The 20,068-nt window shown below is 70.8% G+C and carries 20 protein-coding genes; 11 read left to right on the top strand and 9 right to left on the bottom strand.

Annotation, left to right across the window (positions count from 1 at the left end):
• Nucleotides 1-41 precede the first annotated feature (41 nt).
• Together ACWDZ4_RS27415 and ACWDZ4_RS27410 are read right to left on the bottom strand one after the other, a co-directional pair.
• Nucleotides 42-824 (bottom strand): ECF subfamily RNA polymerase sigma factor, BldN family, encoded by a 783-nt coding sequence (locus tag ACWDZ4_RS27415; protein ID WP_451511058.1) that lies wholly within the window; start codon nucleotides 822-824, stop codon nucleotides 42-44.
• Between the two features lie 331 nt (nucleotides 825-1,155).
• A complete protein-coding gene (locus tag ACWDZ4_RS27410; protein ID WP_451511057.1) occupies nucleotides 1,156-2,103 on the bottom strand; it encodes an HAD family hydrolase in 948 nt (315 codons plus the stop codon).
• A gap of 125 nt (nucleotides 2,104-2,228) precedes the next feature.
• On the opposite strand from ACWDZ4_RS27410, the gene ACWDZ4_RS27405 reads away from it, so the two are divergent.
• The 7 genes from ACWDZ4_RS27405 (at nucleotide 2,229) to ACWDZ4_RS27375 (ending at nucleotide 9,665) form a co-directional block, all read left to right on the top strand.
• Nucleotides 2,229-2,510: a glutaredoxin family protein gene (locus ACWDZ4_RS27405; RefSeq protein WP_451511056.1), complete on the top strand. Its 282-nt coding sequence runs from the start codon at nucleotides 2,229-2,231 to the stop codon at nucleotides 2,508-2,510.
• A 272-nt stretch (nucleotides 2,511-2,782) separates the two neighbouring features.
• Complete coding sequence (locus ACWDZ4_RS27400; RefSeq protein WP_451511055.1) at nucleotides 2,783-3,553, top strand: redox-sensing transcriptional repressor Rex; 771 nt, start codon at nucleotides 2,783-2,785, stop codon at nucleotides 3,551-3,553.
• Entirely contained in the window at nucleotides 3,550-5,124 is a 1,575-nt protein-coding gene (locus tag ACWDZ4_RS27395) for a glutamyl-tRNA reductase (RefSeq protein WP_451511054.1), read from the top strand. The genes ACWDZ4_RS27400 and ACWDZ4_RS27395 overlap by 4 nt, the downstream gene beginning before the upstream one ends.
• On the top strand, nucleotides 5,121-6,080 hold the full coding sequence (gene hemC, locus ACWDZ4_RS27390) for a hydroxymethylbilane synthase (RefSeq protein WP_451511053.1): 960 nt from the start codon (nucleotides 5,121-5,123) through the stop codon (nucleotides 6,078-6,080). The genes ACWDZ4_RS27395 and hemC overlap by 4 nt, the downstream gene beginning before the upstream one ends.
• Nucleotides 6,077-7,741: a uroporphyrinogen-III synthase gene (locus ACWDZ4_RS27385; protein ID WP_451511052.1), complete on the top strand. Its 1,665-nt coding sequence runs from the start codon at nucleotides 6,077-6,079 to the stop codon at nucleotides 7,739-7,741. Before hemC ends, ACWDZ4_RS27385 begins: the two co-directional genes overlap by 4 nt.
• A 195-nt stretch (nucleotides 7,742-7,936) precedes the next feature.
• Nucleotides 7,937-8,938, top strand: a complete 1,002-nt coding sequence (hemB, locus tag ACWDZ4_RS27380) for a porphobilinogen synthase (RefSeq protein WP_451511051.1) — start codon at nucleotides 7,937-7,939, stop codon at nucleotides 8,936-8,938.
• 208 nt (nucleotides 8,939-9,146) lie between these two features.
• Nucleotides 9,147-9,665, top strand: a complete 519-nt coding sequence (locus tag ACWDZ4_RS27375; protein WP_451511050.1) for a GNAT family N-acetyltransferase — start codon at nucleotides 9,147-9,149, stop codon at nucleotides 9,663-9,665.
• A gap of 81 nt (nucleotides 9,666-9,746) precedes the next feature.
• Here the strand turns inward: ACWDZ4_RS27375 and ACWDZ4_RS27370 are convergent, their stop codons facing one another.
• Together ACWDZ4_RS27370 and ACWDZ4_RS27365 are read right to left on the bottom strand one after the other, a co-directional pair.
• Nucleotides 9,747-9,995 (bottom strand): DUF397 domain-containing protein, encoded by a 249-nt coding sequence (locus ACWDZ4_RS27370; protein WP_451511049.1) that lies wholly within the window; start codon nucleotides 9,993-9,995, stop codon nucleotides 9,747-9,749.
• Nucleotides 9,992-10,816, bottom strand: a complete 825-nt coding sequence (locus ACWDZ4_RS27365; RefSeq protein WP_451511048.1) for a helix-turn-helix domain-containing protein — start codon at nucleotides 10,814-10,816, stop codon at nucleotides 9,992-9,994. Before ACWDZ4_RS27365 ends, ACWDZ4_RS27370 begins: the two co-directional genes overlap by 4 nt.
• Before the next feature lie 112 nt (nucleotides 10,817-10,928).
• Between ACWDZ4_RS27365 and ACWDZ4_RS27360 the strand changes: the two genes are divergently transcribed.
• Nucleotides 10,929-11,339, top strand: coding sequence for an ATP-binding protein (locus ACWDZ4_RS27360; protein WP_451511047.1), 411 nt, complete (start codon nucleotides 10,929-10,931; stop codon nucleotides 11,337-11,339).
• Here the strand turns inward: ACWDZ4_RS27360 and ACWDZ4_RS27355 are convergent.
• Nucleotides 11,314-12,201: an NAD(P)-dependent oxidoreductase gene (locus tag ACWDZ4_RS27355; RefSeq protein ID WP_451511046.1), complete on the bottom strand. Its 888-nt coding sequence runs from the start codon at nucleotides 12,199-12,201 to the stop codon at nucleotides 11,314-11,316. The two genes, ACWDZ4_RS27360 and ACWDZ4_RS27355, sit on opposite strands and share 26 nt — an antisense overlap.
• Before the next feature lie 188 nt (nucleotides 12,202-12,389).
• Between ACWDZ4_RS27355 and ACWDZ4_RS27350 the strand changes: the two genes are divergently transcribed.
• Nucleotides 12,390-12,662, top strand: coding sequence for a DUF1876 domain-containing protein (locus ACWDZ4_RS27350; protein WP_451511045.1), 273 nt, complete (start codon nucleotides 12,390-12,392; stop codon nucleotides 12,660-12,662).
• A 59-nt stretch (nucleotides 12,663-12,721) separates the two neighbouring features.
• On the opposite strand, the gene argS is transcribed toward ACWDZ4_RS27350, so the two are convergent.
• Entirely contained in the window at nucleotides 12,722-14,488 is a 1,767-nt protein-coding gene (gene argS / locus ACWDZ4_RS27345; protein ID WP_451511044.1) for an arginine--tRNA ligase, read from the bottom strand.
• A gap of 146 nt (nucleotides 14,489-14,634) precedes the next feature.
• Here argS and lysS point away from each other — a divergent pair, with 146 nt between their 5' ends.
• A complete protein-coding gene (gene lysS / locus ACWDZ4_RS27340; RefSeq protein ID WP_451511043.1) occupies nucleotides 14,635-16,416 on the top strand; it encodes a lysine--tRNA ligase in 1,782 nt (593 codons plus the stop codon).
• Nucleotides 16,417-16,602: 186 nt separating this feature from the next.
• Complete coding sequence (locus ACWDZ4_RS27335) at nucleotides 16,603-16,803, top strand: hypothetical protein (RefSeq protein WP_451511042.1); 201 nt, start codon at nucleotides 16,603-16,605, stop codon at nucleotides 16,801-16,803.
• On the opposite strand, the gene ACWDZ4_RS27330 is transcribed toward ACWDZ4_RS27335, so the two are convergent.
• The 3 genes from ACWDZ4_RS27330 to ACWDZ4_RS27320 form a co-directional block, all read right to left on the bottom strand.
• Complete coding sequence (locus ACWDZ4_RS27330) at nucleotides 16,800-18,128, bottom strand: DUF2637 domain-containing protein (RefSeq protein WP_451511041.1); 1,329 nt, start codon at nucleotides 18,126-18,128, stop codon at nucleotides 16,800-16,802. The two genes, ACWDZ4_RS27335 and ACWDZ4_RS27330, sit on opposite strands and share 4 nt — an antisense overlap.
• A gap of 176 nt (nucleotides 18,129-18,304) precedes the next feature.
• Complete coding sequence (locus ACWDZ4_RS27325; RefSeq protein ID WP_451511040.1) at nucleotides 18,305-19,015, bottom strand: DUF3558 family protein; 711 nt, start codon at nucleotides 19,013-19,015, stop codon at nucleotides 18,305-18,307.
• 41 nt (nucleotides 19,016-19,056) lie between these two features.
• Nucleotides 19,057-20,007: a DUF3558 domain-containing protein gene (locus ACWDZ4_RS27320; RefSeq protein ID WP_451511039.1), complete on the bottom strand. Its 951-nt coding sequence runs from the start codon at nucleotides 20,005-20,007 to the stop codon at nucleotides 19,057-19,059.
• Nucleotides 20,008-20,068 lie beyond the last annotated feature (61 nt).

The following is a 20,068-nucleotide window of genomic DNA, read 5'->3' as shown; positions in this document are numbered from 1 at the left end:
GATCGGCTGCGTCTTCGGGCGTGTGCGGGTGGGTGCGGGTGTCAGCGGGCGTCTTCGGGCAGGAGCCGGGCCAGTGTACGTACGGCCCGGTACTGGAGGGTCTTGATCGCGCCCTCGTTCTTGCCCATCACGCGGGCCGTCTCGGCGACCGAGAGCCCCTGGAGGAAGCGCAGGGTCACGCACTCCTGCTGCTGCGGGTTGAGTTTGCGGACCGCTTCGAGGAGGGCCGCGTTGGAGAGGGATTCGAGGACGGAGTCCTCCGGGCTGCGCTCGACCTCGTTGGCGTCGAGCATTTCGCCGGTGGTCACTTCGAGGCGGAAACGGCTCGATTTGAAGTGGTCGGCGACCAGGTTGCGGGCGATGGTGACCAGCCAGGCGCCGAAGTCGCGGCCCTGCCAGGTGAAGGTGGAGATGCGGCGCAGGGCGCGCAGGAACGTCTCGCTGGTCAGGTCTTCCGCGGTCGCCTTTCCGCCGACGCGGTAGTAGATGTACCGGTAGACCGTGTCGCTGTACTGGTCGTAGAGGCGGCCGAACGCATCGGCCTCGCCGGCCTGAGCGCGTTCGACGAGGTCCATCATGCGTGCGCTGTCGCTGTCGGCGCTGGGCCGACGGGTGGTGGACGTGCCGGTGCCCGAGCCGGCGCCGCGGCTGCGTCTGGCGACCGCCGCACCGCCGTCGGCCAGGGCGTAGCAGGGGCCGACAAGTGCAGGGGTGGCGAGGGCGGGGACGGCGTACGCGGTGGGGACGAAGCCGCGCAAACGGTCCACGACCGTTGCGCGCAGCGTAGCCAGGCCCGAGGCGTCAACCCCGACGTGTGGGTACACGGGACTCCCAGAGGCAGAGCTTCCAACACGTTCAGTGCGGGACCGTTCACCCGTCGTGCTGACGGGTGAGGTCCGGTATGCGTCTGAGGAGAATAACGCTTCGTACAGGCAGCGCTACACCTAGTTGCTAAAATCATCGATTCCGTCGCTTCTGTTGCGTCTACGCGATGGTTCGAGTGGCAGATCGTGATCATTTGCTGATCGGATCACTTCGTAATCTGCGTGGTTGCTGGATGCGTTGTGCCCGAGTCGCGGTGGCGGGACTGGCGGGAGCAACGGGAGGGTAGGAGCCCCGGATTGTCTGCCGGGGCTCGCGCGTCGCGGCGGGCCGTCAGCGGCGGCGGCGGTGCAGGGCCATCGCGGCCGCGGTGCCGCCGGCGAGGGCGCCGACCCCGGCGGCCGCCGGGATGCCGACCTTGGCGGCCTTGCGGCCGGTGCGGTAGTCGCGCAGCCGCCACTCGCGTTCGCGGGCGTACTTGCGCAGCTTCGCGTCGGGGTTGATCGCGTACGGGTGACCGACGAGCGAGAGCATCGGGATGTCGTTGTGGGAGTCGCTGTACGCCGCGCAGCGGGCCAGGTCGAGGCCCTCGGCGGCGGCCAGGGCGCGGACCGCCTCGGCCTTCGCGGGGCCGTGCAGGGGCTCGCCGACGAGCCTGCCCGTATAAACGCCGTCGACGGACTCGGCGACCGTGCCCAGCGCGCCGGTCAGGCCGAGGCGGCGGGCGATGATCGTGGCCGTCTCGATGGGCGCGGCGGTGACCAGCCAGACCTTCTGGCCCGCGTCGAGGTGGGCCTGGGCGAGGGCGCGGGTGCCGGGCCAGATGCGCTCGGCCATGTACTCGTCGTAGATCTCCTCGCCGATGGTCATCAGTTCGGAGACGCGGTGGCCCTTGACGATGGACAGCGCGCTCTCGCGGGCGTCCTGCATGTGCTCGGGGTCCTCGACGCCGGCGAGCCGGAACCATGCCTGCTGCCAGGCGAAGCGGGCCAGCTCCTGGCGCTGGAAGAACTTCCGCTTGTACAGGCCGCGGCCGAAGTGGAAGATCGCGGCGCCCTGCATCACGGTGTTGTCGAGATCGAAGAAGGCGGCGGCCCGGTCGTCTCCGACGACGGGGAACGCCGGTTCTTCGGGCGTGCCCGGCGGCGTCGCGCCGAGACCTTCGAGTTCCTCGAGCTCCTGCGACGTCTTGCGTGCTGCCTCGGCTGCTGCCTCTCCCGCCAGCACGCTCCGTGCTGTCGCGGAGCGCCTACGGGGGGTGAGCCATCCCAGTGCGGCCATGTCGTGAGCATAGCCAGTCTGTTCGGTACTTCCCGACCTGGCGGGATGCGGTGGAGTGAACTCTGCGGGGCGCCGGTGCAGCGCGGGGGACGGGGAGCGCGGCCGGGCGGGGCGAGAATGGCGGTATGAGCCCCTTGCTGCGACGCGCGCACACGAAGAGGAAGCCCGGCGAGCGGTTGGTCACGCTGGTGGGCAAGCCCGGCTGCCACCTCTGTGACGACGCGAGAGAAGTGGTCGCTGAGGTGTGCGGGGAGCTCGGGGTGCCCTGGGAGGAGAAGGACATCACGCGGGACGAGGAGCTGAACCGGGCGTACTGGGAGCAGATCCCGGTCGTCCTGGTCGACGGCGAGCAGCACACCTTCTGGCGGGTGGACGCCGGGAGGCTGCGCAAGGCGCTGGGCGGCTGACCGGAAGGCGGCTACCATCATGGGCGTTTTGGGCGGTCTCGGGGGCGTGGTCGTGAGGAGTGTGTGCGGTTATGCCCCCTTCGGGCCTTCAACGAGTCCGTGCGGTCCGTGGTTCCGGGATCGGGCGGCCGGTATGCGTGACCCCGGTCACTTTGGGCGGACAAAACGGACACCATCTTTGTGCACGCGTTCACAAAGGCATAGCCTGCTGGAGACGGGGCGGTCCTGGGACATACGGCCGCCTGCAGCCCCGCTCATCCCGCAGGAGCACCGTGGCAACTGGCCGAACTCACCGACCGGCGACCCGTAGCCGAGGCATTCCCGAGGCCACCGTCGCCCGCCTTCCGCTGTATCTGCGCGCCCTGACGGCGCTCTCCGAGCGCTCGGTCCCCACGGTCTCCTCCGAGGAGCTGGCCGCCGCGGCCGGGGTCAACTCCGCGAAACTGCGCAAGGACTTCTCGTACCTCGGGTCCTACGGGACACGTGGTGTCGGATACGACGTCGAGTACCTCGTGTACCAGATCTCCCGTGAGCTGGGACTGACCCAGGACTGGCCGGTCGTCATCGTCGGCATCGGAAACCTGGGCGCCGCCCTCGCCAACTACGGCGGGTTCGCCTCCCGCGGGTTCCGCGTCGCCGCGCTCATAGACGCCGACCCCGCCATGGCGGGCAAGCCGGTCGCCGGGATTCCCGTGCAGCACACCGACGAGCTCGAAAAGATCATCAAGGACAACGGCGTCTCCATCGGCGTGATCGCCACCCCCGCGGGCGCTGCCCAGCAGGTCAGCGAGCGGCTCATCGCCGCCGGCGTCACCTCGATCCTGAACTTCGCGCCGACCGTCCTCTCGGTGCCGGAAGGGGTCGACGTACGCAAGGTCGACCTCTCCATCGAGCTCCAGATCCTCGCCTTCCACGAGCAGCGCAAGGCGGGCGAGGAAGCCGCCGGGGCGGGCGCCGACGTATCGCCGCCGCCCCTGCGCGGGGGTACGGCCACGAACCGGAAGGGACCCGACGGGGACGTCCCCGCCGTGATGCCGGCATGAGTCTCCTCGTCGTCGGGCTGAGCCACCGCAGCGCTCCGGTCAGTGTGCTGGAGCGCGCGTCGCTGGCCGCCGACACCCGGGCCAAGCTGCTCCAGGACACCCTCGCCTCGGAGCCGGCGGTCGAGGCCGCCGTACTCGCGACCTGCAACCGCATCGAGCTGTACGCCGACGTGGACAAGTTCCACGCGGGTGTCGCCGAGCTGTCCACGCTGCTCGCGCAGCACAGCGGGGTGGGGCTCGAAGAGCTCACTCCTTATCTTTACGTGCACTACGAGGACCGGGCCGTCCACCACCTTCTGTCGGTGGCGTGCGGGCTCGATTCGATGGTCGTCGGCGAGGGGCAGATCCTCGGCCAGATCAAGGACGCGCTCGCGCTGGGGCAGGAGCTCCACACCGCGGGCCGGCTCCTCAACGACCTCTTCCAGCAGGCCCTGCGTGTCGGCAAGCGGGCGCACTCCGAGACCGGCATCGACCGGGCCGGGCAGTCGCTCGTCACCTTCGGGCTCGAACAGCTCGCCGCCGGCGAGCCGGTCGCCGAGTGGGCCGCGGGCAAGCGGGCGCTGGTGATCGGCGCGGGCTCGATGTCCTCGCTGGCGGCGACGACGCTCGTACGTACCGGAGTCGCCGAGGTCGTCGTCGCGAACCGGACGCAGGCGCGCGCGCAGCGGCTGGCGGAGATCCTCGGCGAGGCCGGGGGCGTCGCACGCGCGGTGCCGATGGACGAGGTGGCGCGCGAGCTGGCACGAGTCGACGTCGTCGTGTCCTGCACCGGCGCGACGGGCCTCGTCCTGACGGCCGAGAACGTCGCCGCCGCACTCGGGGTGGCCCTGGACAGCGCGTCCGGCGCGGAGCACGCCACGGCTTCGGCGGGACACGGTACGGGTACGGCCGCGGGCTGCCCCGTGCCGGACGGGACCCTCGTCGTACCCGCCGCCCGGCAGGCCGGCGACGCCGGACCGGCCGGCTCCATGGAACAGCACGGCGCCTGGGCCGACAACGCTCTCGCCGTCGCCCAGGGGCGGCCGCGCGAGCGGGCCGGCGTGCGCGGCGGGCCGGTGCGGCTCGCGCTGCTCGACCTCGCCATGCCGCGTGACATCGACGCGGCCGTGCACCGGCTCGACGGCGTACGGCTCGTGGACATCGAGTCGCTGGCCGAGGCATCCGCCGACGCGCCCATGGCCGCCGACGTGGACCAGGTGCGGACCATCGTGTCCGACGAGGTCGCGGCTTTCGGTGCCGCCCAGCGGGCCGCGCAGATCACGCCGACCGTCGTCGCCCTGCGCAGCATGGCCGCCGACGTGGTCACCAACGAGGTCGCCCGGCTGGAGGGCCGGCTTCCCGGACTGGACGACAAGCAGCGCGCGGAGATCACGCAGACCGTGCGCCGTGTCGTCGACAAGCTCCTGCACGCGCCCACCGTGCGGGTCAAGCAGCTCGCCAGCGAGCCCGGTGGCGCCGGGTACGCGGACGCGCTGCGCGAACTCTTCGATCTCGACCCTCAGACGGTCGCCGCCGTCAGCAGGGCCGACCTGAACGACACCCCCGACGGTGGGAATAGAGGACGGGCATGACGACTAATGCCTTGAAGCTGGGGACCAGGCGCAGCAAGCTCGCCATGGCCCAGTCCGGACACGTCGCCGAGGCGGTGCGTCAGATCACGGGGCGCCCCGTCGAGCTGGTGGAGATCACCACGTACGGAGACGTCTCGCGCGAGCAGCTCGCTCAGATCGGCGGTACGGGCGTCTTCGTCACCGCACTGCGCGACGCGCTGCTGAGGGGCGAGGTGGACTTCGCGGTCCACTCGCTCAAGGATCTGCCGACCGCCCAGCCGGACGGTCTGACGCTGGCCGCCGTGCCGCAGCGCGAGGACCCGCGTGACGTGCTGGTCGCGCGCGACGGGCTGACCTTCGCGCAGCTGCCGGCCGGGTCCCGCGTGGGCACCGGATCGCCGCGCCGCATGGCGCAGCTCAACGCGTACGCGCGCGGTCACGGTCTCGACATCGAGACCGTGCCGATTCGCGGAAACATCGACACTCGTGTCGGATATGTACGGAGCGGGGAACTGGATGCGGTGGTTCTGGCCGCCGCCGGCCTCAACCGCATCGGCAGGATCGACGAGGTGACCGAGTTCCTGTCGGTCGACCTGGTCCTGCCCGCCCCCGGCCAGGGGGCCCTGGCAGTCGAGTGCGCCGCCACGCGCGTCGACCTCGCTGCCGCGCTCGCCGAGCTCGACGACCCGTACACGCGGGTCGCCGTGACCGCCGAGCGATCCCTGCTCGCCGCCCTGGAGGCCGGTTGCAGCGCACCTGTGGGTGCACTGGCCGACCTGCTGGCCGACGGACAGGTTGTCAACGAAATGCGCCTGCGCGGCGTCGTCGGTTCGACCGACGGCTCCGAGCTGGTGCAGCTGTCCACTACCGGTCCCGTACCCACGTCGCACAACGACGCCATGTCTCTCGGTCGCGAACTCGCCGCCGAGATGCTCGCGAAGGGTGCGGCCGGTCTTATGGGGGAGCGAGCACAATGAGCCCCACCACCTCTGCCTCTGTACCTTCGGCGTTCTCCGCGTCAGGGCACGTCACCTTCCTCGGCGCCGGACCCGGTGATCCCGGTCTGCTGACGCTGCGCGCCGTCGAGGCGCTCGCGAACGCGGACGTGCTGATCGCCGAGCCGCACGTCCTCGACGTCGTACGCACCCATGCGAAGGCGGGCGTAAGCACGCCTCAGCTGACGGTGGTTGACGATGTGTCAACAGCCGCCGGCATCCCCGCGATCAGGGACGCGGCCAATCTTGTCATGGAGGCCGCGCGGGGCGGCAGGCGGGTCGTGCGTGCGATCTCCGGCGACCCCGGCCTCGACGGCAACGCGGGCGAGGAGATGCTCGCCTGCGCCGCCGAGGGCATCCCCTTCGAGGTCGTGCCCGGCGTCGCGTCGGGCGTCGGCGTGGCCGCGTACGCCGGCGTGCCGCTGCGCGACGGGCGGGGCGCCGATGTGCGCTTCGTGGACGCGCGCAGCGCCGACGACAGATGCTGGGCCGAAATCGGCTCCAGCGACGCCACGGCCGTCGTCTCCACGACGCTGGATTCGGTGGCCGCGGCCGCGGCCGAGCTGGTTTCGGCGGGGCGCAAGCCCGATACGCCGATGTCGGTGACCGTGGCCGGTACGACGACCAGGCAGCGCACCTGGAACGCGACGCTCGGCACGGTCGCCCAGGTCCTGAAGCAGGCGAAGGTGCTGCCTTCGCCCGAGGGCCACCAGCCCGTCATAGCCGTGGTCGGCGAGCGCAGCGCCGCTGCTCAGCGCGAGCAGCTGTCGTGGTTCGAGTCGAAGCCGCTGTTCGGGTGGCGGGTGCTGGTTCCGCGTACGAAGGAGCAGGCGGCGTCGCTCTCCGACCAGCTGCGGTCCTACGGCGCCGTGCCGCACGAGGTGCCGACCATCGCCGTCGAGCCGCCGCGCACCCCGCAGCAGATGGAGCGGGCGGTCAAGGGGCTCGTCACGGGGCGCTACGAGTGGATCGCCTTCACGTCGGTGAACGCGGTGAAGGCCGTCCGGGAGAAGTTCGAGGAGTACGGGCTCGACGCCCGCGCCTTCGCGGGGATCAAGGTCGCCGCGGTGGGTGAGCAGACGGCCGCCTCGCTGGTCGAGTTCGGTGTGAAGCCGGACCTCGTGCCGAGCGGGGAGCAGTCGGCGGCCGGGCTGCTGGAGGACTGGCCGCCGTACGACCCGGTCTTCGACCCGATCGACCGGGTCTTCCTGCCGCGAGCGGATATCGCGACGGAGACGCTGGTCGCCGGGCTGATCGAGCTCGGGTGGGAGGTCGACGACGTCACGGCGTACCGGACCGTGCGGGCGTCGCCGCCGCCGGCGGACACGCGTGAGGCGATCAAGGGCGGCGGGTTCGACGCGGTGCTGTTCACCTCGTCGAGCACGGTGCGGAATCTGGTCGGCATCGCCGGCAAGCCGCACAACGTGACGGTCATTGCCTGCATCGGGCCTGCCACCGCCAAGACGGCGGAGGAGCACGGGCTGCGGGTCGACGTCCTGTCGCCGGAGCCCTCGGTGCACAAGCTGGCCGAGGCGCTGGCCGACTTCGGCGCGCAGCGGCGCGGGGCGGCGATCGCGGCGGGCGAGCATGTGACGCGGCCCAGTGAGCGGCGGCCGGGGTCCCGGCGGCGGCGGACCACTTAGCGCGGGGCGCGGGTGGGTGTGGGGCGGGTGCGGGTGGAGTGCGCGGTGCGGGTTGCCTGCGGCGCTCTCCCCTGCCCGCCCCTTCCCGTAACCGGGGCTCCGCCCCAGACCCCGGTCCTCGAACGCCGGACGAGCTGAATGGTGCCGACGGGGTGACGGTAAAAGGGGGCGGGGCGGCGGCGTAGCGTGGTTGGCATGACTGTGTATGGATCCTTTCCCGGGGCCCGGCCCCGTCGGTTGCGCACCACCCCCGCCATGCGCCGCATGGTCGCCGAGCATCGGCTGCACCCCGCCGATCTGATCCTCCCGGCGTTCGTACGGGAAGGCATCAGCGAGCCCGTGGCCATCTCGGCCATGCCGGGCGTCCGGCAGCACACCCTGGAGACGCTGCGCAAGGCGGCCGTCGAAGCCGTCGAGGCGGGTGTCGCGGGGATCATGCTGTTCGGCGTACCCGAGGACGAGAAGAAGGACGCCGCCGGGACGGCCGGGACCGATCCGGACGGGATTCTCCAGGTCGCGCTGCGCGAGGTGCGGGCCGAGGTCGGCGACGACCTCGTGATCATGTCCGACCTGTGCCTGGACGAGTACACCGACCACGGCCACTGCGGCATCCTGGACGCGGACGGCCGCGTCGACAATGACGCGACGCTGGAGCGGTACGCCGAGATGGCGCAGGTCCAGGCGGACGCGGGCGCGCACGTGGTGGGCCCCAGCGGCATGATGGACGGCCAGGTCGGCGTCGTCCGTGACGCGCTGGACACCATCGGCAAGGAGGACGTCTCGATCCTCGCGTACACGGTGAAGTACTCGTCCGCCTTCTACGGCCCCTTCCGGGAGGCCATCGGTTCCTCGCTGCGCGGCGACCGCAAGACGTACCAGCAGGACCCGGCCAATGTGCGCGAGTCTCTGCGGGAGCTGGCGCTGGACCTGGAGGAGGGCGCCGACATGGTGATGGTCAAGCCGGCCGGGCCCTATCTCGATGTTCTGGCGAAGGTCGCGGAGGCGGTGGACGTGCCGGTCGCGGCGTACCAGATCAGTGGGGAGTACGCGATGATCGAGGCGGCGGCCGAGCGTGGCTGGATCGACCGGGACAAGGCGATCATGGAGTCGCTGACGGGCATCAAGCGCGCCGGCGCGAACATGATCCTCACGTACTGGGCGACCGAGGTCGCCCACCGGCTCGGCCGGGAGCAGTGACCGCTGGATGACGGCGAAGCGGTCGGCAGGGCCGGCCGCTTCCGCTCCCCTGGTACGATCCGTCGACGCGCGAGACCCGTAACTGCCGCTGCGACGAGGGAGGTTGATGAATATGGCCCGCCAGGCGCTTCATCACCGTGTCCTTGTCCGGGCCGCGCGAGGCCAGTAGAGCGGTCCGGTCGCCTCTGACGACGACCAGGAGTGTCGCGTGTCCTCTTTTTCCTTGTCCGGTACGGACCTGATCACCGACCGCCTCGTACTGCGGCCGTGGTTCCCCGACGAACTCGCCGCTGTCCGCTGTGACACCCGCCTGGCGGACTGGGCGGAAGACTTCCCCGCCGAAGGAGACCGTGTCATCGCGGGTTTCCTCGCCGAGCACCCCGAGGGCCTGAACGAGTACGGCCACCGGAAGATCATCGAGCGGGCCGGTGGTCTGGTGGTCGGTTCCATCGGGTTGTTCTGGCCGCCCAGTGACGGCTCCATCGAGGTCGGCTACGGCATCGTCGAGTCCCGGCGCGGCCGTGGTTACGCCTCCGAGGCCACCCGGGCCCTCGTGGAGTACGCCCTGTCCGCAGCACCTGGTGTGCACACGGTTCACGCGGGCGTGGAGCCGGCGAACCCGGCCTCGGTCCGTGTGCTGGAGAAGGCCGGGCTGGAGCGCTGGAGCGACGACGGGACCGTCGCCCGCTTCCGCCGCGTCAGGGCAGCGGGCGTGAGCCAGGAGTAGTCCCCCGGGGAGAAGGGGAAGGGCGGGGCGGCAGTGGTGGCTGACTCCACTGCCGGTCCCCCGGCCGGTGCGCGAGGGTGGTCAACCGCTGTGGGAAGCGGCGTACGTTGCGAAGGACGCCCAGGCGGTGGGGGCGAGGGCGAGGGTCGGGCCGTCGGGGGTCTTGGAGTCCCGGACGTGGACGGCGGTGGGGCAGGTGGCGATTTCCACGCAGGCGCCGCCTTGCTCGCTGCTGTAGCTGGACTTGCGCCAGGTGTAGGCGACTTCGAGGCAGTTGCCGCCGTCGCTGCCGCTGTACGTCGACTTGAACCAGTGCAGTGCGGTGCTCATAGCTCTCCCAGCAGACGATCCAGCAGGCCACGGGAGTCCTCGGGGGTGAGGGCCTGTGCCCGCAGCATCGCATACCTTCGCGCCACGATGGACACCTCGCCCGGGTCGGAGACCCACTGACTGCCGCGTTGGGTCTCGGCGTAGGCGAGGTGCTGGTGGTCGGGAGTCTCCAGCAGGACGAAGGGGCCGTCCAGTGCGGCATGAGCTGTGCGGTTCAGTGGGAGAAACTGAACAGACAAGCAGGGGAGTTCAGATTTCACGCGTAGGTGGGCCAGCTGTTCAGCGTGGACCTGGCGGTTGCCAAGAGGGAGGCGGAGAACCGGCTCCCAGATGACGTAGCTGACGGTAGGCGGGACTCTGCGGTGCAGGATCTCCTGGCGCTCGATACGGGCAGCGATCTGAGCTTCCATCTCATCTTCGTCGTACGCCGGGACACGGCTCCGGAAGACTGCGCGGGCGTACGTCTCAGTCTGGAGCAGACCTGGCAACACCTGGTTGTCGTACGAGGACAGCGCGATGGCTTCGCGTTCATGGTCGAGGAACTGCTCCGCCCACAGGGGGAACAGATCGATTTCGGGGAGGTTCTCCACACCTGCCGACAGTGCGCCCTTCGTGTCGAGCAGTTTGTCGAGCGTCTCGGCCAAGTCCGCCTTCAACGGCCGTCTGCCCTGCTCGATCGAGGCGATCGTCTCCTCGTCGGCTCCGATGCGCTCACCGAGCGAGCGCTGGGTGTAGCCCGCCGCCCGGCGGAACGCCGCCAGCTGGGCCCCCAGCATCTTCATCGCCGACGCGTTCTTCTTCGGACGTTTCCTGGGGCTCATGCCGTCCAACTCCCCACATCTGCCCGTGCTTGACCCGGTGCGAACCCGTACAAGAAATCTGTACGGGTTGGCTCAGTGCTCCACGCTAGTCACTCTCCGCAACCCTCGTCCCGTGAACGAGACAGAACAACTGCTGTTGCTGTGCGAGAGGTTCTACCGGCGGGACCGGCGCTCCGTGTCCGCCGCCAGGGAGTTCGCACGCCGGGCTCTGGCCGACTGGGGCATGGACGCGCGCATGGACGACGTACTGCTGTGCGTGAGCGAGCTGGCGACCAACGCGCTGGTGCACGGCGTTCCACCGGGGCGGGGGTACCGGTTGCGCCTGTGGCTGTACGGGGGAGGGGTACTGCGTATCGAGGTGCACGACAGTGGTGACGGGCTGCCCCGCGTGCGGGAGCCGGACGGGGAGTCCGGGCGGGGGCTTCTGCTCGTGACGGCGCTCGCCGACCGGTGGGGGGTCGGCGAGCGCGAGCCCGGGAAGGTCGTGTGGTGCGAGTTCACCGTGCTGGACGCTCCTTCTTGAGCAGGTCGGCGAGGCGGGAGAGGCCGTCCGCCGCGTGGCCCTCCTCCACCGAGCGGTCCAGGAGCTTCTGGAAGGGGACGAAGAGTTCGGGGCTGACGCCCTGGTCGTCGTACGTGGTGAGGAAGTTCCGGAAAGCCGCCTGGTTGATGCCGAGGCTGGAGACGTCGGTGAGGTGCTGCCCGGAGTCGATGGCCGTGGCCATCTCCGGGATCAGTCCGCTCAGCATCGCCGAGACCCAGGCGCGCAGCGGCTCGGCGAACTCGGTGGCCGTGACGTTCTCCGTACGGATCAGGGCGAATGCCTGCGCCACGCCGATCACCATGCCGTACATGCCGGTGAGGAGCGACAGGTCGTGGAGGGCCGCGCGGCCCGGGTCGGTGCCGACCCACTGGGTGCCGCCGAGGGCGGCCAGGGTGGGCCGGTGGGTCTCGTACGCCTGCTCGTCGCCGCTGTAGAGGATGTACGCCGCCGGGGTCGCGATCATCTGCGGGACCGCCATGATCCCGCCGTCGATGTACGCGGCGCCCTGCTTCCCGGCTCGGGCGGCGAGGTCGCGGGCCTGGGCCGGGGTGCCGTTGGTGAGGTTGACCAGGGTCTTGCCGGTGAAGTCGACGTCGGCGAGGGTCTCGGTGACGTTGTCGTTGGTGGTGAGGCAGACGATCACCAGCGGGCTCGCAGCCACGGCGTCGGTGACCGTCCCGGCGGGGGTCGCCCCCCGCGCGGCCAGGGAGCCGGTCCTGGCGGCGGAGCGGTTCCAGACGGTGACCGGGTGGCCGGCCTTCAGGAGGGCGGCGGCCAGGGCGCCGCCCATCATGCCGAGGCCGAGGACGGACACGGGAGGCAGGGGAAGGGGCTGGGACACCGAGGCTCCTGGGGGGAGGTTTCTGATGTTTCCGGGGCCCTTTGATCCTCGCCGGGCGCTGAGTCGGCGACAAGTACCGACCAATAAGTCAGGTACTCACCTTCTGGTAAGTGGGGAGTGGTGATCAGCGGTCCGGCGGCGCACCCTGGAAGGAGAAGGGGGAAGGGAACTGCTGGAGGTGAGCGGCCATGCACACACTCGTCGGATGGCACATCGAGATGGAGTTCGAGGAGCACGACGGCAGGACCAGGGCGGCCGCGATGGTGCGGCTCAGCGACGGCGTGGAGCTGCGGGCCCACGGGTACGCCAAACGGCACCCGACCGACGCCGAACAGCTGCGGGTCGGCGAGGAGGTCGCGGGCGCGCGTGCGCTCATGGACCTCGCGTCGCAGCTGCTGGGGAAAGCCCACGGTGAGATCGACGAGGCCGCCGGGCGGCCGTCGTATCCGCTGACTCCGTGACCGGACGCGGAGATGCCCCCACCGGATGAACCCGGTGGGGGCATCTCCGCGTCGCGTGGTCAGAGGCGCTCGGGCGTGCGGATGCCGAGCAGGGCCATGCCCCGGTGGAGCGTGCGGGCGGTCAGGTCGCAGAGGAGGAGGCGGTTCTCGACCTGGGCCGGGGACTGTGCCTTCAGGACCGGGCACTCCGAGTAGAACGTCGTGTAGTGCGAGGCCAGCTGGTACAGGTACGCCGCCAGCTTGTGCGGCTCGTACGCCGACGCCGCCTCGGCCAGGCTCTCCGCGAACCGGTCCAGGTGCAGACCCAGCGCCCGCTCGGCGTCGGCGAGTTCGAGCTCCGGGTGGGCGGCCGGCTTCACGTCGCCCGCCTTGCGGAGGATCGACTGGATACGGGCGTACGCGTACTGGAGGTACACCGACGTGTCGCCGTTCAGCGACACCATCTGGTCCAGGTCGAACTTGTAGTCGCGGGACGCGGAGGTGGAGAGGTCGGCGTACTTCACCGCGCCGATGCCGACCTGCGTGCCGCGCTCGGCGATCTCCTCCTCGGTCAGGTCCTGGGCCTTCTCGCGCACGACGGCCGACGCGCGCTCGATCGCCTCGTCGAGGAGGTCGACGAGCCGGACCGTCTCGCCCTCACGCGTCTTGAACGGCTTGCCGTCCTTGCCGAGGACCGTGCCGAAGGCGAGCTGGACCGCCTGCACGTCGTCGCCCAGCCAGCCGGCCCGGCGGGCGGTCTCGAAGACCATCTTGAAGTGGAGGGACTGGCGGGCGTCCACGACGTACAGCAGTGTGCTCGCGCCGAGGTTCTGGACGCGGTCGCGGATGGCGGAGAGGTCGGTGGCGGCGTAGCCGTAGCCGCCGTTCGACTTCTTGACGATCAGCGGGGACGGCTTGCCGTCCGGGCCCTTCACGTCCTCGAAGAAGACGCACAGCGCGCCGTCGGAACGGATCGCCACGCCCGAGTCCTCCAGGATCTGGCAGGTCTCTTCGAGCATGGCGTTGTAGCCGGACTCGCCGACGACGTCCTCGTCGTGGATCTCCATGTCGAGCTTGTCGAAGACCGAGTAGAAGTAGATCTTCGACTCGTCGACGAAGCGCTGCCAGAGGGCGAGGGTCTCCGGGTCGCCGGCCTGGAGGGCCACGACACGGTCCCGGGAGCGCGCCTTGAAGTCCTCGTCGGAGTCGAAGAGCGCGCGCGACGCCTTGTAGAGGCGGTTGAGGGACGACATCGCCGCCTCGCCCTCCTCCGGGCCGCCGTGCCGGTGGTCCAGCTCGTGCGGGTGCTCGGTCAGGTACTGGATGAGCATGCCGAACTGGGTGCCCCAGTCGCCGATGTGGTGGCGGCGTACGACCTTCTCACCGGTGAATTCGAGGATCTCGACCATCGCCGCGCCGATCACGGCGGAGCGCAGGTGCCCGACGTGCATCTCCTTGGCGACGTTCGGCTGCGCGTAGTCGATGACGGTCGTGCCCGGCCGCTCGGCCGACGGTACGCCGAGACGGTCGTCGGCGGCGCGGGCCGCGAGGGTCTCGATGATCGCCTTGTCGGCGACCGTGATGTTCAGGAAGCCGGGGCCGGAGACCTCGATGTCCCTGATCAGGTCGTCGCCGTCGGCGGGCAGCCCGGCGACGACCCGCGTGGCCAGCTCGCGCGGGTTGGCCTTGGCCTTCTTGGCGAGCGCGAGGATGCCGTTCGCCTGGAAGTCGGCCCGGTCGCTCCGTCGCAGCAGCGGGTCGGCGGCGCCGGCCTCCGGCAGGGCTGCCGAGAGGGCGTCCGCGACGCGCTGGTTGACGGTCGAAGCGAGGGAATGGACCGAGGCCATGAGCTGCCGTTCCTGTCGAGAGGAAAGTGGAATGTGCAGACGAGTATTTCATGTGGGGTGGGGGGTGGTCCCCTCGTATAAAGGCAGCCTCGGCGGGGCCGCTCCGTCTGGGAGAATGGCTGTGCCAGCTATCGAGGAAGAAGGACGTGCCGATCGTGGCTCAGAGCAGCACAGAGACCGACTGGGTCTCCCGGTTCGCGGACGAGGTCATCGCCGAGTCGGAGCGACGTGCCCCTGGGGCGAAGCACGATGGTGCCGGCGCACCGGTGGTCGTCGTCGCGTCCGGCCTCTCCCCCTCCGGGCCGATCCACCTGGGCAACCTGCGCGAGGTCATGACCCCGCACCTGGTCGCGGACGAGATCCGGCGGCGCGGGTACGAGGTCCGGCACCTCATCTCGTGGGACGACTACGACCGGTACCGCAAGGTGCCGGAGGGCATCCCCGGGGTCGACAAGGCCGCGTGGACCGAACACATCGGCAAGCCGCTGACGTCGGTGCCCGCGCCGGCCGGGTCGGCGTACCCGAACTGGGCCGAGCACTTCAAGGCCGCCATGACCGAGGCGCTCGCCGAGCTCGGTGTCGAGTACGACGGGATCAGCCAGACCGAGCAGTACACGAGCGGGGCCTACCGCGAGCAGATCCTGCACGCGATGAGGCACCGGGCCGACATCGACGCCGTGCTCGACCGGTACCGGACGAAGAAGGACCCCGGGCAGCAGACCAAGAAGCAGGGGCAGAAGCAGGGTCAGAAGCCGGTCGACGAGGCCGAGCTGGAGGCCGCCGAGGGGTCCGGGGCGGCGAACGAGGACGACGGCAGCGGCGGCGGCGCGGGGTACTTCCCGTACAAGCCGTACTGCACGGTGTGCGGCAAGGACCTCACCACGGTGACGGCGTACGACGACGAGAGCACCGCTCTGTCGTACGTGTGTGCCTGCGGGCACTCCGAGACCGTGCTGCTGAGCGAGTTCAACGGCGGCAAGCTGGTCTGGAAGGTCGACTGGCCGATGCGCTGGGCGTACGAGGGCGTGGTCTTCGAGCCGAGCGGTGTCGACCACTCGTCGCCGGGGTCGTCGTTCGTGGTGGGCGGGCAGATCGTGCGTGAGGTCTTCGGCGGCGTGCAGCCGATCGGGCCGATGTACGCCTTCGTCGGCATCAGCGGGATGGCGAAGATGTCCAGCAGCAAGGGCGGCGTGCCGACGCCGGCCGACGCGCTGAAGATCATGGAGGCGCCGCTGCTCCGGTGGCTGTACGCGCGCCGGCGGCCCAACCAGTCCTTCAAGATCGCTTTCGACCAGGAGATCCAGCGGCTCTACGACGAGTGGGACTCGCTGGAGAAGAAGGTCGCCGAGGGGACGGTCCTGCCGGCCGACGCGGCGGCCCACTCGCGTGCGATCAGGACGGCCGCCGGTGAGCTGCCGCGGACGCCGCGCCCGCTGCCGTACCGGACGCTCGCCTCGGTGGCCGACATCACCGCCGGGCACGAGGACCAGGCGCTGCGCATCCTGAGCGAGCTGGACCCGGAGCACCCGGTCACCTCGCTGGACGAGGTGCGGCCGCGCTTCGACCGCGCCGAGAGCTGGATCACCACCCAGGTCCCGGCCGAGCAGCGCACGGTCGTGCGCAGTGAGCCGGACGCGGAGATCCTGGGGTCGCTGGACGAGGCCGGGCGGGAGTCGCTGCGGCTGCTCGTCGACGGGCTCGACTCGCACTGGTCGCTGGACGGGCTCACGACGCTCGTCTACGGCGTGCCGAAGGTGATGGCGGGGCTGGAGCCGGACGCGAAGCCGACGCCGGAGCTGAAGGTCGCGCAGCGGTCGTTCTTCGCGCTGCTCTACCAGCTGCTGGTCGGGCGGGACACCGGGCCGCGACTGCCCACGCTGCTGCTCGCGGTGGGGGCGGACCGGGTGCGCAAGCTGCTCGGGGCGTAGCCGCTCCCGCGTCGACGCGCCGACGGAAGGGCCGCCGCCCCCGGATCGACTGCCGGGGGCGGCGGCCCTTCCGTGTGCGGGCGGAGGCGCGGGGGAGGGGTGCCCGGTGGCGCTGCGTCCTTCGGCGTACCCGGGGTTCGGCCGGGGCGGGACGCCCCCGAGGGGGCGGCGGGCGAGCGTAGGGATATGAGGGGAATCACCGAAGCAGCCGGCTGGATCATCGGTATCCAGGGCGCACTCGGAGTCGTCGGAAGCGTCCTCGGGGACAACCCCTGGGGCCTGTCGCCGCAGTGGTGGGGCATTCCGGCCGGGGGCTGCATCGCCCTCGCCGTGGCCGCGGCCGTCCTGGCGCCGTGGGGAGGGGCGGCACGCAAGAAGCGGGCCTAGGCGATGTGTTCGGCGTCGAGTTCGTGCTGGTGGCGGACCTGGAAGCGGTTCGTGTACTCCGTCAGTTCACCGGGGGTCGGGACCTCGGCGTACATGTCCTGGAGGTAGGAGCCGAACTGGCGGGGCGTCGGGACGGCGTTGTACTCGCCCAGGTACTTGCGGAACGCGTCGTAGTAGATCTCTTCGGGGGAGATCTCTTCGGGCTCGGGGTGGTGCCCGGCGTCCGGGTACCGCGCCGGGTCCTGCTCGTGGCGCGGGCCCGGGATGGAGCCGAGGGGGTGGGCGGGGTCCGGGGCCTCGGCGTACGCCGCCGGGCCGTAGGCGTTGCCGTACGTCTGCTGTGCCTGCTGTGTCTGCTGTGCCTGCTGTGCCTGCTGTGCCTGCTGTGTCTGGGGTGCGGCGAACCACGGGCTCTCGTGCGAGCCGGGGCCCTCCTCCGGGGCGGCGTGGGTCTCGTCCTCGCGCTCGTGCTCGTGGTCCATGTCCGGGGCTTCCAGCCACTCCTCGTCGGGGTGGGGCTGCCCGTGCGCCGGCGCCTGTTCCTGTTGCTCCCGTACCGGCTGGGTGTGGGCCTGGGCCTGGGGCGGCAGTGCCCGGCGTTCCTGGGGCCGCGTCCCGATCTCCGGGGCCGGGGGCAGCAGCGCCGGCTCGATGCCGGCCGCGGCCAGGCCCGCGGCGGCCGTGTCCGCGAGCGGGACGCCGTACTTCGCGAGACGCAGCGGCATCAGCGACTCGACGGGGGCCTTGCGGCGCCAGGCACGCCCGTACCGGGCCTGGAGGCGCGCCTGGTAGATCAGGCGGTCCTGCTCCAACTTGATGACCTGCTCGTACGAGCGCAGCTCCCACAGCTTCATGCGCCGCCACAGCTTGAACGTCGGCAGGGGCGAGAGCAGCCAGCGGGTCAGGCGTACGCCCTCCATGTGCTTGTCGGCCGTGATGTCGGCGATCCGGCCGACCGCGTGCCGCGCCGCCTCGACCGAGACCACGAAGAGGACCGGGATGACGGCGTGCATGCCGACGCCCAGCGGATCGGGCCAGGACGCCGCGCCGTTGAAGGCGATCGTCGCGGCGGTCAGCAGCCAGGCCGTCTGGCGGAGGAGGGGGAACGGGATGCGCATCCAGGTCAGGAGGAGGTCCAGCGCCAGCAGGACGCAGATGCCCGCGTCGATGCCGATCGGGAAGACCAGCGAGAAGTCCCCGAAGCCCTTCTCCTGGGCCAGCTCGCGCACGGCGGCGTACGAGCCGGCGAAGCCGATCGCGGCGATGACCACCGCTCCGGCGACGACGACACCGATCAATATGCGGTGCGTGCGTGTCAACTGCATCGCGGCCACCCGCGATCCCCTCCCGTTACGTCGAACTTGGCGGGGTCAGCCTGGCACATGTGTGCGGGTCCCGTTGCGCGGGTACGGGCGGAGCCCGGCCTCCGGGGGGAGGGCCGGGCTCCGTGAGCTGCCGGAAATCAGGCGGTAAGCGCTGGTTTCCCTTCTCCTGCCGAGTGCTACTTGGTCGCCGCGGCGACCGAGGCCACCGCCTCCTTGGCCGCCTTCTGGGCGCCCTTCAGCAGGTCGGAGACCTTGGGGGACGTGGCGCCCTGGTAGCCGGCGCCGTTGTAGACGACGGTGGCGACGACGTTCTCCGTACGTGTCACGACCGTTGCGTACTTGAAGTCCGCGTCCGTCTTGCGCAGGTCGTACGTCACCACTGTCGCCTGGTCGCCGATGGAGTCGGCGGCCTGGGACTCGACCTTCTTCGCACCCTCCGTCGCCTTCGCGCCGTCGACCTGCTTCGCGTAGTACTCCTCGGCCAGCTTGTCGCCGGGGCCGCGGGTCTGGTCGGAGTCGTACCGCATGAAGGAGACGGAGAGCCAGCGGTACTGGGAGCCGTCGACGCCCTTGTTGTCCAGGCCGTTCCAGGAGCAACCGCCGCGTGTGGAGACGTCGTTGGACTTGTCGGTCGTACCGGACCTGTCCTTCGCCTCGGGCACCAGCGAGTCGACCGTCTTCTTCTTGACCGACTTGCACGGCTCGGGCAGCTTCGAGAACGCCGCGGGCTCGACGGTCGGCGTCGCCGACACCGTGGGCGAGGCGCTGGCGGACGGGGACGCGTCCTTCTCGCCTTCGGAGTCCGAGGAGCAGCCGGCGGCGACGAGCATCACCGGGACGGCTGCGCAGGCGAGAATGCGAGAGAGTCGCGGGGCTGATCGGTGCATGGTTCCTTCGCTCATGGGTCGGCTGATCACTGGTCGGCTGATCACTGGTCGCTGAACTGCTCGGCGAGCCTGCGGGCCAGGGCCCGCGTCTTCTCCTGCAGTTCCTTGCTGTCGGGGACATCGGTGGTCAGGGAGGGCTGCGCGCTGTACTGGACGGTCACGATGACGTTCGAGGTGCGGAACACCACGCTGACGGTGCGGCGCTGGGTGGTCGAGCCGGAGCGGGCCAGGGTGTCGTCCAGGAAGGCGGCGTCGCCGAGGCCGGTGAGGACACGGGGCTCCAGACCTTCGGGGGTCTGGGTGCCGGTGCCGGGCGCGGTGCCGGACTCCGTGCCGGGCCCGGCGCCGTTCTCGCCGTCGGACGCGTCGCTGCCGGGAGTCGGGGCGCCGGACTCGCCGCCGTCGGCCCCGGAGGTGGCCCTGTCGTCGGCCCTGGAGGCGGACGCGGTGGGGGATTCGCCGGTTCTGGGGGGCGCGCTCGCTTCTCCCTCGCCGCCCTTCCCCTCGCCTTCACTCGCGCTCGCGCTCTCGTCCTCCGTCGGGCGCCCGGTGGGGGCCGGGAGGTCCGCCGCGGCCTCCTGCCTGGCGTACACCTCCTTCGCGCGGTCGTCGTCGCTGACGCCGGAGTCGTACGAGACGACCCGCTCGAAGTCGATCAGGAGCTGGTGCGTGGCGCCCGGGGAGTCCGCCTTCCAGCGGCAGCCGACGCGCCGGTCCGTGTCGTACGTGACGGCGGCGGTGCCCGCGTACGCCTTCTCCTGCTGCTCCTCGGGGAGCGTGGCGACGCCGGGGAGGAGGTTGCGGAGGGTGCTCCGGTCGACGGAGCCGCAGGGCTCGCGGAGCGTGCGGTACTTGCCGGGGGCGGCGACGGAGGTGGTGGTGTCGTCCGCCTTGGAGTCGGCGGTGGAGCCTTCGGTACCGGAGCCGCCGGTGCAGCCGGCGGTGAGCGCCGCGAGGAGTGCGACGCCGGGTACGTACGCCTTTCGCTGCACGGCCCAGGCCCCCTTCGATCAGAAATACGGTTGCCGCGCGATGGCGGCCGATGGACACAAT

Source organism: Streptomyces sp. NPDC003016, from assembly GCF_053591455.1.
Note: the sequence above shows the minus strand (reverse complement) of the source record. Positions and strands in the feature narration are given on the sequence as shown.

Excerpts from the sequence above, each read along its gene's own strand:
- ACWDZ4_RS27395 (WP_451511054.1), top strand. The coding sequence starts at position 3,550 with ATGAGTCTCCTCGTCGTCGGGCTGAGCCACCGCAGCGCTCCGGTCAGT.
- ACWDZ4_RS27410 (WP_451511057.1), bottom strand. The coding sequence starts at position 2,103 with ATGGCCGCACTGGGATGGCTCACCCCCCGTAGGCGCTCCGCGACAGCA.
- ACWDZ4_RS27350 (WP_451511045.1), top strand. The coding sequence starts at position 12,390 with ATGCACACACTCGTCGGATGGCACATCGAGATGGAGTTCGAGGAGCAC.
- ACWDZ4_RS27365 (WP_451511048.1), bottom strand. The coding sequence starts at position 10,816 with ATGAGCCCCAGGAAACGTCCGAAGAAGAACGCGTCGGCGATGAAGATG.
- hemB (WP_451511051.1), top strand. The coding sequence starts at position 7,937 with ATGACTGTGTATGGATCCTTTCCCGGGGCCCGGCCCCGTCGGTTGCGC.
- ACWDZ4_RS27370 (WP_451511049.1), bottom strand. The coding sequence starts at position 9,995 with ATGAGCACCGCACTGCACTGGTTCAAGTCGACGTACAGCGGCAGCGAC.
- ACWDZ4_RS27335 (WP_451511042.1), top strand. The coding sequence starts at position 16,603 with ATGAGGGGAATCACCGAAGCAGCCGGCTGGATCATCGGTATCCAGGGC.
- ACWDZ4_RS27330 (WP_451511041.1), bottom strand. The coding sequence starts at position 18,128 with ATGCAGTTGACACGCACGCACCGCATATTGATCGGTGTCGTCGTCGCC.
- ACWDZ4_RS27325 (WP_451511040.1), bottom strand. The coding sequence starts at position 19,015 with ATGCACCGATCAGCCCCGCGACTCTCTCGCATTCTCGCCTGCGCAGCC.
- argS (WP_451511044.1), bottom strand. The coding sequence starts at position 14,488 with ATGGCCTCGGTCCATTCCCTCGCTTCGACCGTCAACCAGCGCGTCGCG.
- ACWDZ4_RS27385 (WP_451511052.1), top strand. The coding sequence starts at position 6,077 with ATGAGCCCCACCACCTCTGCCTCTGTACCTTCGGCGTTCTCCGCGTCA.
- ACWDZ4_RS27405 (WP_451511056.1), top strand. The coding sequence starts at position 2,229 with ATGAGCCCCTTGCTGCGACGCGCGCACACGAAGAGGAAGCCCGGCGAG.
- hemC (WP_451511053.1), top strand. The coding sequence starts at position 5,121 with ATGACGACTAATGCCTTGAAGCTGGGGACCAGGCGCAGCAAGCTCGCC.